The organism is Fructobacillus sp. ChS1-6f1-1-27, from assembly GCF_059579415.1.
This window is the reverse complement of record NZ_JCAOER010000005.1, coordinates 23934-36261: the sequence shown is the minus strand read 5'-3', so window position 1 is coordinate 36261 and position 12328 is coordinate 23934. Positions and strand designations below refer to the sequence as shown.

Sequence of the window (12328 nt, the reverse complement as noted above, 5' to 3'; positions counted from 1 at the left end):
GGTAGGAGACTAAAGATGACAATTAAATTGATTGCAACAGACTTAGATGCTACATTTTTGCGGGCTGACAAAAGCTTTGACCATAAGGCCTACCAAGAAATGATGGACCGGGCTAAGGCCCAGGGCGTGACCTTTGTGGTTGCGACCGGGAACCACCCCGATAAGGTGGCGGCTTACTTTGCCGGTCAATCCCAAGACTACACCCTGATTTCAAATAACGGGGCCGAAGTGATTGAAGGCGGCCAGGTCCAAGCAACTTATGCGATTGACCCGAAAGCCTTCGCACCGATTATTGATACGATTATGGACCACCAAGACAAGGTTTCAATGGGGCTAGTTTTTACTGGGATTAACCAGGCCTATATGCTAAAGCCGATGGCAGACCTTGGTCTGGGCGACCGCAAGGCAAACTTGTACTTCAAGGATTTGCAAATGATTGATTCCTTGGACCAAATTGATGAGCCAATCTTGAAGATGACCGTTGACTTGCCAAACTTCGAACACGAATTCATTGCGACGGTTGAAAAAAAAGGATTGCCAGTCCATATCACTACCTCTGGTTATGGGGCGGTCGATATTGTCAACCCGACCGTTAATAAGGGGGTGGCCCTAAAAGACTTGGGTGACCGTCTTGGTATTCAAGCCAGTGAAATGGCGGCCTTTGGCGATGGCCTCAATGACTTGGAGATGTTGGACTTAGTTGGACACCCCTATGTGATGCCAGACTCCGACCCGATTTTGTTAGACCGGGGCTACCCGGTTGCCAAGGCTGACTATAACCATGATGGCGTTTTGAAGACCATTTTGGCAGACTTGTTGTGAGCTTTTAGCGTTTGCAGGTGCAGGTAGATTGTGAGAGGAGGCCAGTATCATGCGAAAATGGATTCGACGATTACTGGTCGTCATCATTATTGTTCTGGTTGGTTGGTTGGCCTATGATTGGGCGATTAACCAGCCGGCGGTTAGCCCGGTCAAAACGGTTTCTAAGAGGGTTTTGACTCGGGATAAGCACTACAGTGCTTCGGCCCGGCAAAAAATTCAAGACCACGTCGCTGAAAACGACCAAACCGGTTATCATTTGACCAAGCAGGGTTTTGTAGCCATGCCAAAGTTGTCAATTTTGCTACCAATTTATGATAACGCCTACTCTAAGACCGCCTTAGACGTTGGGGCTAATACTGCTCAGAAGAATTCGCCCGTGCCAACGATGGGTCAGGGCAATTACACCTTAGCCGCCCATAACTGGGATAATGGCTATACTGGTTTTTCGGCCTTGCAGCAAAAGTTAAAGCAAGACGACCCTTATTGGACGAATGGTTCCTATGGAACGTCTTCTTGGCTAAACGGCCAGTATATCTATTTGGCTAACGACAAGGGAATTTACCGCTATCAAATTACTGGGCAACAGGGGGTTGACCAAAACGATAGCTCGGTTTTGAATCCTGACCGCCGTGATGGTGGTCAGGCAGAGTTAACCATTATCACTTGCTTGTTTCCAGATATCAGTAAGCGGATTATTACCACGGCCAAATACAAGTCCTTTACGACTTGGCAAAAGGCCTCTGACAAGGAAGTCGGCTACTTTGATACCAAGAAAAATAAAGTCAACTTACTGCCAAATAGTTAAGCAGGTTTTAACTTGGCTGCGTTTGAGGAGAGAAGATGTTTGAATATTTAAAGGGCACAATTACCCAGATTAATCCAGGGTACCTGGTCTTAGAAACCAAAGATGGGGTTGGTTATAAGGTCTATCCGGCCAATCCTTATCAATTTAACTTGGACCAAGAAAGCCAGGTTTACATTGAACAAATTGTCCGAGAAACCGAGAATTCTCTGTATGGTTTTGCGACCCTGACTGAAAAGGCCTTGTTTAACAAGCTCTTAGCAGTTTCTGGTATTGGTCCAAAATCAGCCTTGGCGATTTTGGCCGGGGCCAACCCCACTGACTTGGTGAACGCGATTGACCAAGACCAGGTTTCCTATTTGACCCAGTTCCCTGGGGTGGGGAAGAAGACGGCCCAGCAGATTGTATTAGACTTGAAGGGCAAGTTAGACGACTTTGCTACTTTGGCCAATGGGACAGCTGATTCTGCCAACCAGGCGGCTGGCGTTGGTCAAGAAGCTTCCGGTCAAAACTTGTCGGATGCCTTGGAAGCTTTGGCAGCTCTGGGTTATGCTAAAAAGGATATCGACAAGGTTCAAAAGGCCTTGCTTGGCCAAGCAGGGACCACCGAAGAGTTGATTTCTCAAGCTTTGACCCTCTTAGTAGCGGGTTGAGGCTGGTCTGATTAGGCCAAAAACGTGACAGACAAAGACAATTAAAATTGAAATGGAGTAAGTATGGTGATAATTACAGCAGGAATGATTGGTGTCGGCAAAACAACATTGACGGGCTTAGTGGCTGACCACTTTGGCACCCAGGCCTTTTTCGAACCCGTTGGTGATAACCCAGTTTTGCCCCTTTACTACGAAAATCCTAAGCAATACGGGTTCTTACTCCAGATTTTCTTCTTGAACCGTCGCTTTGAAATGATCAAGAAGGCCTTGGCCGATGACAACAACGTCTTGGACCGGTCAATTTATGAAGATGAACTCTTTACGGAAGAAAACCATAAGGACGGCAACATTTCCGATATGGAAATGGATGTTTACCACAACTTGCTTAGCCGGATGATGGACGAACTCCATGACTTGCCTAAGAAGGCACCGGACTTGATGGTTTATGCGGATGCCGATTTTGAAACGATTTTGAAGCGAATCAAGAAGCGCGGCCGCGATTACGAACAGTTTGATGACAACGAAGAATTGAAAGCTTACTACAAAAAGATGTGGGACGCCTACCGCGGTTGGTTTGATTCATATGACCAATCACCGAAGATCAAGGTTGACTTGCAAAAGTATGACTTGGAAGACCCTGAAAACCAAAAGATTGTTTTGGGCCAAATCGAAGATGCCTTGAAAGAAATCCGCGGTTAATTTTCAGATGTTCATGGCAAATAAAAAGCCAGGCCGGCAACTTTAAGCTGACCTGACTAAGTATTAACCAATTAAAAAAATCATGGTGTAAAACCATGATTTTTTTATTTGCTTATTTTTTTTGCTGGTTAGCCAAAAGTTGCTTGATATCTTGGAGGACCAAGAGTTCGTCGCTTGGCTTAGGGTCTGTCTTAGGCTTTGGCTTGACAAAGACTTTGTTCACTAACTTAATGAGTAAGAAGACAACGAAGGCTGTGATGATGAAGTTAATCAAGTCATTCAAGAAGGCTCCGTACGTGAAGGTGAGCTGCTTCATTGGTGTCCACTTTAGTGACGTTAAGTTGTTGCTTTGACCGGTGAAAAGGCCGACAAGAGGGTTGATTAAGTTGGTTGTCAATGACTTGACGATGCCTGAGAAGGCAGAACCAATAATCATCCCAATTGCCAGGTCGACCATGTTGCCCCGGTTGATGAATTCTTTAAAGTCACGCATTAAGTGCATAGGCCACTCACTCTCCTTTACCAATTGTTTCCATTGTATCATTCGACTTTTAGGCCCGCAACTTTTGAACTAGGAGGGGGTCAGGAGTTACGTAAGTCGTTGACTGACCTTCGAAAATGACATAACCGGGTTTGGCGCCGTTTGGCTTGCGGAGTTTGCCAGCGGGCAAATAATCAACCGGCACATTGGCTGATTCACGGGCCTTGGAGAAGTAAGCCGCTAATTGGGCTGCTTCTTCGATAGTCTGGTCGCTAGGATTTTCGGAATGAATAATCACGTGTGAGCCGGGCATCTTTTGAACGTGGAGCCAGATGTTTTGCCGGTTAGTCTTTTTCAAAGATAACTTATCGTTTTGCAAGTTATTCTTCCCAACTTCAATCAAAGTACCATCAGTGGCCGTAAACTTATCAGGGGCAGACAGGACGTGTTTTGGTTTCTTGGTCTGCTTACCCTTGGTCTTAACCCGGGCCTTTTCTTTCAAATAACCCTGGTCAATCAATTCGACCTTGATGTCGGCCACGTCTTTTGGTGAAGCCACGTTCAACTGACTGGCAATTTCATAAAAGTAGTCGAGCTCTTTTTGGGTAATGGCTAATTGTTCCAAGACATAGTCCTTGGCCGACCGGAGTTTGCGGTACTTGTTGAAGTAGCGGTTGGCGTTTTGTAAGCCGTCAAAACGGGGGTCAACACTAATCTTTAACAAGTTGTTGTTATCATAGTAGTTTTCGATTTCCACTGATTCCATCCCCTTGTGGACGAGGTGGGGGTAGGTGATCAACAAATCACCCTTGACCTTATAGGAATCAGCGTTTTTGGAGTCTTCTAAGGTTTGGTTGAGCTTTTTGACCTTGTTCTCATTTTTCTTGGTTTCGTTTTTAACCAAACGAACCAGGGCGCTAGCCTGCTGGTTAACTCGGTCAGCTTCCGCTTGGCCTTGGAAGTAGGCGTCTAGGAGGGCGCCAAGGCTGTCAAAGTGCTGGCCATTTCCATTCTCATCCCAGTCAAAGGCTGCGTAGGTAAACTTTTTATCAACCTGGTACAAAGTTGGGTTGATTTGGTCAAAGTTGGCCAACCAGTCCTTGGCAACCTGGATGGAATCAGTTGACTGACCGCCTTGGTTCGCTAGTGACTGTGCCAAGGCCTTAGCGGAAACTGTTGAAAAACCTTGGTAGGTTTTTTGAATCGCCTTGGCCCAGTCAGCTTTATCCTGGTCCAACAAGATCGGAGCCAGAGCCTTTAAGTCCGATTCAAAGGGGTTTTTCATATTTTGGGCTGGTGGTAGGGTGTAGGTCGCCCCAGGGATTAATGACCGGACTCGGTTTTGGTCGGCTGGGACGTGCTTGATCAGTTCCAAAATTCGCTGGTCTTTTTCTCGAACTAAGAACAAGTTCGAGTGCCGGCCCATCATTTCTAAAGTCAGGGTCAAAACTTGTTCGTCACCGAGTTCATCATGGGTGTTGATGGTAAGGTTTAGAATTCGGTCATTTTCAACCTGGCTAATGGAAGCTAGCCGGGCACCTTCTAGGTTTCGCCGTAAGAACATGGCAAAGTTTGGTGGGGTGGCCGGGTTTTGGTAAGGAATATTGGTGACTTGGGCCCGGGCATAAGCGGGATTGGCCGAGAGCAACACTGGGTAGTTGGTTCCGTTGTTGCGGACAACCATCATAATTTCATTAGGGTAGGGCTGGTGGATCTTAGTAATCCGACCACCCGCAAGGGTTTGGTTTAATTCTTTTGCTAAAGAATGAACGAAAAGACCGTCAAGGGGCATTACTTTTCTCCTTAAAAACTGTTACTCCTATTATAACGAATTGAACGGGTCAGTTTCAGACAAATCATTGTGTGTGACTGACCGTTTTTGAACCACTGGCAAATTCAAGCAACAAAAAACCCCGCTGCAAGAGCGGGGGCATTTGTTTTAATTAGTTATTTTCAGTAACTTGCTTACCGTTGTACATCCCAGATGGTGAGACGCGGTGAGCCACGCGGTATTCACCAGTTGTCTTGTCCAAAACGATGTTTGGTACGTTCAAACCGATGTGTCCGCGACGGTTACGCTTGTGAGACTTTGAGTTCTTGTTTGATGGGGTAGCCATGCCGGCACCTCCTTTCGGTCCAATTTATCAACTCATTAAGTTTATCGAATTTTTAAAACGATGTCAACCAAAAACCAGGATGATTCACGGAAAAACCCTTAAAAAACCTAGTGAGGGGCTTAACGACGGCGACTTTTCCTGGTAAAATAGTATAGGTTAAGGAAAACAAGGACAGGCCTGTTTTAGGCTTGTAGGAGAATGCTGATTATGTTGAGAAGAAATGCCAAAAATATCATATTAGTCCACCTGGTGGTGCTGGCCTTTATTTTATTTGTATTGGTGACGCCAACGCACTTTGACTTCTTAATGTGGAACGTTTTCTTGGCCTTATTACCATTAGACTTTGCTTTAGGGGTCTTACTTTGGAATTCGAAGCTAACCCAAGCAATCTTTTCGTTTTTTTGGCTTTTATTCTTTCCAAATACGATGTACATGATTACGGACTTTATCCACTTGCAATATATTAGTGATTCACTGGATGTTCGCTTTCAGTACTTTAACTATTCGGTTTTGGCGGCGGGAATCTTTGTTGGGGTCACTTTAGGGGTGATTTCTTTAGAAATCATGATTTATAAGTTCTTACCTCGCCAGCACCCATTCTTAGTGTTGGGGATTTTGGGGATTACTTCTCTAGTTTCTTCCTTTGGTATTTACTTGGGTCGGTTCTTACGGCTAAACTCTTGGGATGTCTTTACCAATTTCAAGCTAGTCGTTACTTATATGCAACAATCATCCTCGACTCATATGGCGGCCTTTGTAATCTTATTTGCTGGAGCCCAGTTCGCTATTTTGGTTGTTTACCACTTTGGGGCTAAGCTGTTAGTGAGCTTAGCTGAGGAAAATGCTGACCGGCTTAACCAAAATAATAAATTCTAAAAAGCTTGACTTCGTTAAAAAAGGTACGTATAATACTTTGTGTTGAACAAGTAGGAGCGCCCGCTTCTCGCCTCGTGACGATTGCTGTTGCCAGGCAGATACACGTTGTACATATGTACAGTCAGGTAAAGTGGGTAGACTCTGTGTCTGCCCACTTTTTTCTTCGTTGTTCACAGCAAAATTATTTGGAGGTACCTAGCCATAGCACGTCAACCACGACAAGTTGATCTAGTCAACGATAATATCCGCGCTAACCGGGTTTTACTAATTCATGATGGCAAGCAACAGGAAATGTCAACGCGTGATGCTCAAGACATCGCCGATGACATGGGCCAAGACTTGGTCTTGGTTCAAGCCAACGCCGTTCCACCAGTTGCTAAAATCATGGATTGGGGTAAGGCAAAGTTCGAAGCGCAGAAGCGTCAAAAAGAACAGCGCAAAAACCAAAAGGTTGTCCAAGTCAAAGAAGTCCGGATGTCTCCGGTAATTGACTCAGGTGACTTTGAAACACGTAAGAAAGCAGCCATCAAGTTCCTTGAAAAGGGAAACAAGGTCAAGTTAAACTTACGGTTTAGAGGCCGGATGATCACCCACCAAGATATTGGACGGGAAGTCTTAGAGCGGATGGCAAACGAATTAGACGATATTGCCAAAGTTGAACAACGTGCTAAGATGGATGGTCGACAAATGTTTTTGGTTTTGGCTCCTAAGAAGAACTAACCAAAGCTAGTCAACCACTAGGATACTTGAAAACGATAGGAGAATGGACTAATGCCCAAGATGAAGACCCACCGCGCTTCAGCAAAGCGCTTCAAGAAAACAGCTAAGGGTGGCTTGAAGTCAGCCTCAGCTTACACTTCACACCGTTTCCACGGTAAGACCAAGAAGCAACGCCGTCAGTTGCGTGGTACGCGTATGATGAACCAAACTACGGTTAAGAAGTACGCTAAGATGTTGTCCCTTTAATTAACAGGGTCGTTTATTTTATACTATTAGGAGGAATTACCCATGCGAGTTAAGGGTGGTACAGTTTCACGCGCACGTCGTAAAAAGTTTATTAAGTTGGCTAAGGGTTACCGTGGTCAACGTCGGATCAACTATAAGGTTGCTAAGCAACAAGTTTACAAGTCATACTTGTACGCTTACCGCGACCGTAAGAACCGTAAGCGTGACTTCCGCAAGTTGTGGATTTCACGGATCAATGCTGCAGCACGGATGAACGGTTTGTCATACTCAAAGTTGATGCACGGCTTGACTTTGGCCGGTATCGAATTGAACCGTAAGATGTTGGCTGACTTGGCAGTATCTGACTTTGATACTTTTGCTAAGGTTGCTGACCAAGCAAAGGAAGCCTTGAAGAAGGATTCAGTTTTGGTTCAAGAACGTAACGCAGCAACAACTGAAAAGACTGTTAACGTTGACCGTTAATTGACTTTAAAAGACCAAACACTTTGTTTGGTCTTTTTTTTCTGTCTAAAATTCTGCCAAATGCAAATTAAAAAGGGGAGCCGTTTGTCCATTTTTGCCAATTTTCCAACCAAGTTGACCGTCTTAGTCGCAAAGCAAACTGTTTTTATGGTAAACTAAATGTAATTGAAATCGAGACAAGAAAGAGAATTAACCCATTTTCTTTCAAGATGATTTACTGTGTAAAACAAGTAGCAAAAGGAAACAACATGACAGAATTAAGTATTATTCCCTTTGGGGGTGTGCGCGAAAACGGCAAGAACATGTATGCCGTGACTGTCCAAGATGAAATTTTCATTTTGGATGCAGGGCTCAAGTACCCTGAAACTGAGTTGTTAGGGATTGACGTCGTCGTCCCTGATTACGAGTATTTGATTGAAAACCAAGACAAGATTGCCGGAATCTTTTTGACTCACGGCCATGCCGATGCCATCGGTGGCTTGCCTTATTTCTTACAACAAGTTCAAGTCCCAGTCTTTGGGTCTGAACTAACGATTTCATTGGCCAAGTTAGCGATTGCTTCAGAAGTTAGTCTGAAAGACTTTGATGACTTCCATGCCGTTAATGAAAACACTGAAATTGACTTTGGTGCTGTTAAAGTTTCATTCTTTAACACGACCCACACGATTCCGGAAGCATTGGGCGTTGTTTTGGGTACGGATGAAGGCCAAATTGTTTATACCGGTCACTTTAAGTTTGACCAAACGGTTGAAAAGGCCTATCAAACCAACTATGCCCGCTTAGCTGAAATTGGCTCAAAAAAAGTCTTGGCCTTATTGGCCGATGCCGCTGGTACCGAAGATACTGGCAAGCCAATGGCTAGTGAGATGAAAATCCACGACTATGTCCAAGAAAGCTTTGTTGAAGCTAAGGGCAAGCGGATTATTGTTGCTGTGGTAGCTTCGAATATCCAACGGGTCCAACAGGTGATTGATGCGACGGCAAAGACTCACCGCCGGTTGATTTTGTCCGGGCAAGATGTTGAACAAATCGTTCATACAGCCTTGGACCAGAACAAGTTGAATTTGCCAGTGCCACAAGACCAATTATTTGCCAAGTTATCCGACATGGAAACTTTGCCAGCTGGCCAAATCGTGGTCCTAGAAACTGGTAAGATGGGCGAACCCGTTAAGAACTTGCACAAGATGGCGATGGGTGAAAACCCTAATATCCGAGTTGGTGCAGATGACTTAATCTTCATCGCTACGACACCATCCTTTGCGGTTGAATCTTACGTGGCCCAAACGCGGAACTTGCTCTTCCGCCAGGGTGCTGACGTTAAGCAGATTTCAACTGACTTGCGGTCATCTGGCCACGGTTCTGCTGAAGACGTGCAAATGATGGTGAACTTCTTGAAGCCTGAATTCTTCTTCCCAGTTGCTGGGGAATTCCGGGTGATGGTTACGGCTAAAGAAGCTGTTGCTCAAGTTGGCATTGATGCTAAGCACGTTATCATGGGCAAGCGTGGCGATGACTACGTTTATGATGGGACAACCTTTGAAAAGAAGGGGGGCTTTACCGTTGGGGAAACCATGATTGATGGGGATTCCTTAAACGATATTGGAAACGTCGTTTTGCGTGACCGTCGAATTTTGTCTGAAGATGGTGTCTTTGTCACGGTCGTGACGATTGACCGGAAGAAGCGTAAGGTTGTTTCCAAGCCAAAGATGACTTCTCGTGGTTTTGTCTACGTGAAGGCTAACCGCGACTTGATGAAAGAAGCCGGTAAGATTACGATTGATTCAATCGAATCTTACTTGAAAGATTCAAAGTCCTTTGACTGGAACGAGTTGAAAAATGGGGTCCGTGAATCATTATCACGGTTCTTGTTTAATGAGACTCGCCGTCGCCCGATGGTGATGCCGGTGGTAATGGAAGTTAACCAAAACCGCCGTCCCCACCACAAGGGTCAAGATAACAAGAATAAGAAGGGCTCAAACAACAATAAGGGCCAACAACAAAAGAACAACCAGGGTCAAAAGCAGGGGCAAGGTAAGAAGCAAAATCAAAACCAACCAAAGCCAGCGAATGACTAATTTTTAAAAGACCAGGTGATGGTCTTTTTTTATTAAAATTGGTATAATGTTTAGAATTGATATAAACTATTTACTAGGAATGGGATTCTGGGGAAAGTGACATGACTGACAAACAGCAAGAACTCCTAAAAGATGGACAAGAACAATTTGACCAAGGAAACTTCCACCAGGCAGCTGACCTTTGGGCCGAATATTACCAAGAAAAGCAGAACTTTGATAGTAATTACCTAGTCGTTCAAGCATTGCACCAGGACGGCCAAGACCGACTAGCCAAGGACTATGCGGATGATTTTTTGAATGATTATCAAACAACCGATGAACCGTTTGCGCTTTACTTGGAAATCTTATTGGCTGGTCGAAATTTTGTGTCAGCCCAGCAATGGGCACTACAGTCTGAGGACCGGGAGCAATTAGTTAAAAAAGTTCGCCAAAAAGAAGATTCGGTTAAGCAGGGATGCCAGGCGGAGTTCCAAAAGATTGCTAGCCATTTTTACCATATGAGTGACCAAGACATGGCGACGCAGCAAAAACGGTACCAGCAGGCTTTTTATTTGCCAGTGGCAGACTTTGTGGCGGGAGCCAAGTCCTTATTACTGGATCCTTTTGCTTCTGCTCTGATTAAGACAGCCTTATTAGCCGATTTGCAGCAGTTAGGCCTTCGTGACCAGGTTCCTTATATCTGGTTGGACAAAAAGCAATACCAGGTTAACTTGCAAGAAGTGCCATCGGCCTTTTCCTCCCAACTGTTCCAGGTCTTAGAAACTGAGTTGAACTTACAAGTTGGTCAAGAAGACCCGGTTGCCTATGAGGCCTTAATTGACCAGCTCCGGGTTGAGGCCATGCTCTTGTTCCCGCAAATGGAAGACCGAATTTTGGATGCACGGTTGTGGGTGAAGACGGATGTAGCGGCTTTCTATCAGCAAGAATTACCAGAAGAAGATCCGAAACAAGCCGAGGCTCACAGCTTTGTTGTCCGAGTTTTGGGCGAGATGGGTGCTTAAAAAATCCGTCTGAAAAGGGTGTTTACAAAAAATTAAGAACTTAGTATAATTAATGACGGCGCATATGCCAGAAAAACGCCATTTACTGTTGCCTTTCATAGGTTGGCGTTGTAAAATATAAGCATACGATTTTCTCGGGATAAAAACGAGAGAAAAAATTGGAGGAAACTACATTGGCTAAGGAAACTTACGTTCGCAATAAGCCCCACGTTAACATTGGTACGATCGGTCACGTCGATCACGGAAAGACTACTTTGACTGCTGCTATCTCAAAGGTATTGGCAGAAAAAGATGGTGGTCAAGCTACTGACTTCGCTGAAATCGATAACGCTCCTGAAGAAAAGGAACGTGGAATCACGATCAACACTTCACACATCGAATATGAAACTGACACTCGTCACTATGCTCACATCGATGCCCCAGGTCACGCTGATTACGTTAAGAACATGATCACTGGTGCCGCACAAATGGATGGTGCCATCTTGGTTGTTGCCGCAACTGATGGTCCTATGCCACAAACTCGTGAACACATCTTGCTTGCTCGTCAGGTTGGTGTTGAACACTTGGTTGTCTTCTTGAACAAGACTGACTTGGTTGATGATGAAGAATTGATCGACTTGGTTGAAATGGAAGTTCGTGAATTGTTGTCAGAATACGATTTCCCTGGCGATGACATTCCTGTTATCAAGGGATCAGCCTTGAAGGCTTTGGAAGGCGACGCCGACCAAGCTAAGGTTGTTTTGGAATTGATGGATGCTGTTGACTCATACATCCCAACTCCAGCACGTGAAGATGACAAGCCATTCTTGATGCCTGTCGAAGATGTATTTACGATCACTGGTCGTGGTACTGTTGCTTCTGGTCGTGTTGACCGTGGTGTTTTGACTACTGGTACTGAAGTTGAAATCGTTGGTTTGAAGGATGAAATCCAAAAGACCACTGTTACTGGAATCGAAATGTTCCGTAAGACTTTGGACGAAGCTCAAGCTGGTGACAACATCGGTGCTTTGCTCCGTGGTGTTGACCGTGACCAGATCGAACGTGGTCAAGTTTTGGCTGCTCCTGGTTCAATCAAGACTCACAAGAAGTTCAAGGCCGAAGTTTATGTCTTGACTAAGGACGAAGGTGGTCGTCACACACCATTCTTCACTAACTACCGTCCACAATTCTACTTCCACACCACTGATGTTACTGGTGTCGTAGAATTGCCAGCAGGTGTTGAAATGGTTATGCCTGGTGACCAAGTAACGTTCGACGTTGAATTGATCGCCCCAGTTGCCATTGAAATGGGATTGAAGTTTACTGTTCGTGAAGGTGGCCACACTGTTGGTGCCGGAACTGTTACTGAAATCGAAGGCTAATTCAATTAACTTT

14 protein-coding genes and 1 other annotated feature are annotated in these 12328 nt (G+C 45.0%); of the genes, 11 read left to right on the top strand and 3 right to left on the bottom strand.

Going from position 1 to position 12328, the window contains the following annotated elements; translation table 11 throughout:
- Positions 1-15: 15 nt before the first annotated feature.
- From AC5162_RS03800 to AC5162_RS03785, 4 genes are all read left to right on the top strand, one after another.
- Positions 16-822, top strand: coding sequence for an HAD-IIB family hydrolase (locus AC5162_RS03800; RefSeq protein WP_496533923.1), 807 nt, complete (start codon positions 16-18; stop codon positions 820-822).
- 49 nt (positions 823-871) lie between these two features.
- Positions 872-1627, top strand: a complete 756-nt coding sequence (locus AC5162_RS03795; RefSeq protein ID WP_496533922.1) for a class A sortase — start codon at positions 872-874, stop codon at positions 1625-1627.
- Between the two features lie 35 nt (positions 1628-1662).
- Positions 1663-2277 (top strand): Holliday junction branch migration protein RuvA, encoded by a 615-nt coding sequence (gene ruvA / locus AC5162_RS03790; protein ID WP_496533921.1) that lies wholly within the window; start codon positions 1663-1665, stop codon positions 2275-2277.
- Between the two features lie 63 nt (positions 2278-2340).
- Positions 2341-2976, top strand: a complete 636-nt coding sequence (locus AC5162_RS03785; RefSeq protein ID WP_496533920.1) for a deoxynucleoside kinase — start codon at positions 2341-2343, stop codon at positions 2974-2976.
- Between the two features lie 112 nt (positions 2977-3088).
- Here AC5162_RS03785 and mscL read toward each other — a convergent pair whose 3' ends face one another.
- From mscL to rpmF, 3 genes are all read right to left on the bottom strand, one after another.
- The gene (gene mscL / locus AC5162_RS03780) at positions 3089-3478 is read right to left on the bottom strand and encodes a large conductance mechanosensitive channel protein MscL (RefSeq protein WP_496533919.1); all 390 of its coding nucleotides are present in this window, start codon (positions 3476-3478) and stop codon (positions 3089-3091) included.
- Between the two features lie 49 nt (positions 3479-3527).
- Entirely contained in the window at positions 3528-5249 is a 1722-nt protein-coding gene (locus AC5162_RS03775; RefSeq protein ID WP_496533918.1) for an Rqc2 family fibronectin-binding protein, read from the bottom strand.
- 151 nt (positions 5250-5400) lie between these two features.
- Entirely contained in the window at positions 5401-5574 is a 174-nt protein-coding gene (gene rpmF / locus AC5162_RS03770) for a 50S ribosomal protein L32 (RefSeq protein WP_496533917.1), read from the bottom strand.
- A 207-nt stretch (positions 5575-5781) separates the two neighbouring features.
- Here rpmF and AC5162_RS03765 point away from each other — a divergent pair, with 207 nt between their 5' ends.
- The 7 genes from AC5162_RS03765 to tuf all read left to right on the top strand — a co-directional run bounded on the left by AC5162_RS03765 (position 5782) and on the right by tuf (position 12315).
- Positions 5782-6450, top strand: a complete 669-nt coding sequence (locus AC5162_RS03765; RefSeq protein ID WP_496533916.1) for a DUF1361 domain-containing protein — start codon at positions 5782-5784, stop codon at positions 6448-6450.
- Between the two features lie 42 nt (positions 6451-6492).
- Positions 6493-6619: a sequence feature (ribosomal protein L20 leader region), on the top strand.
- Entirely contained in the window at positions 6592-7170 is a 579-nt protein-coding gene (infC, locus tag AC5162_RS03760) for a translation initiation factor IF-3 (protein ID WP_496533981.1), read from the top strand. (Overlaps the previous feature by 28 nt.)
- A 51-nt stretch (positions 7171-7221) precedes the next feature.
- Positions 7222-7416 (top strand): 50S ribosomal protein L35, encoded by a 195-nt coding sequence (rpmI, locus tag AC5162_RS03755; RefSeq protein ID WP_496533915.1) that lies wholly within the window; start codon positions 7222-7224, stop codon positions 7414-7416.
- 42 nt (positions 7417-7458) lie between these two features.
- A complete protein-coding gene (gene rplT, locus AC5162_RS03750) occupies positions 7459-7878 on the top strand; it encodes a 50S ribosomal protein L20 (protein ID WP_496533914.1) in 420 nt (139 codons plus the stop codon).
- 248 nt (positions 7879-8126) lie between these two features.
- A complete protein-coding gene (locus AC5162_RS03745; protein WP_496533913.1) occupies positions 8127-9953 on the top strand; it encodes a ribonuclease J in 1827 nt (608 codons plus the stop codon).
- Positions 9954-10054: 101 nt separating this feature from the next.
- Positions 10055-10954, top strand: a complete 900-nt coding sequence (locus AC5162_RS03740; RefSeq protein WP_496533912.1) for a type I restriction endonuclease subunit R — start codon at positions 10055-10057, stop codon at positions 10952-10954.
- Positions 10955-11127: 173 nt separating this feature from the next.
- Positions 11128-12315, top strand: coding sequence for an elongation factor Tu (gene tuf, locus AC5162_RS03735; protein ID WP_496533911.1), 1188 nt, complete (start codon positions 11128-11130; stop codon positions 12313-12315).
- Positions 12316-12328 lie beyond the last annotated feature (13 nt).

Coding starts and splice junctions, on each gene's coding strand:
- rplT (WP_496533914.1), top strand. CDS start 7,459: ATGCGAGTTAAGGGTGGTACAGTTTCACGCGCACGTCGTAAAAAGTTT.
- rpmI (WP_496533915.1), top strand. CDS start 7,222: ATGCCCAAGATGAAGACCCACCGCGCTTCAGCAAAGCGCTTCAAGAAA.
- AC5162_RS03745 (WP_496533913.1), top strand. CDS start 8,127: ATGACAGAATTAAGTATTATTCCCTTTGGGGGTGTGCGCGAAAACGGC.
- AC5162_RS03740 (WP_496533912.1), top strand. CDS start 10,055: ATGACTGACAAACAGCAAGAACTCCTAAAAGATGGACAAGAACAATTT.
- ruvA (WP_496533921.1), top strand. CDS start 1,663: ATGTTTGAATATTTAAAGGGCACAATTACCCAGATTAATCCAGGGTAC.
- AC5162_RS03785 (WP_496533920.1), top strand. CDS start 2,341: ATGGTGATAATTACAGCAGGAATGATTGGTGTCGGCAAAACAACATTG.
- rpmF (WP_496533917.1), bottom strand. CDS start 5,574: ATGGCTACCCCATCAAACAAGAACTCAAAGTCTCACAAGCGTAACCGT.
- AC5162_RS03800 (WP_496533923.1), top strand. CDS start 16: ATGACAATTAAATTGATTGCAACAGACTTAGATGCTACATTTTTGCGG.
- AC5162_RS03795 (WP_496533922.1), top strand. CDS start 872: ATGCGAAAATGGATTCGACGATTACTGGTCGTCATCATTATTGTTCTG.
- mscL (WP_496533919.1), bottom strand. CDS start 3,478: ATGCACTTAATGCGTGACTTTAAAGAATTCATCAACCGGGGCAACATG.
- AC5162_RS03775 (WP_496533918.1), bottom strand. CDS start 5,249: ATGCCCCTTGACGGTCTTTTCGTTCATTCTTTAGCAAAAGAATTAAAC.
- AC5162_RS03765 (WP_496533916.1), top strand. CDS start 5,782: ATGTTGAGAAGAAATGCCAAAAATATCATATTAGTCCACCTGGTGGTG.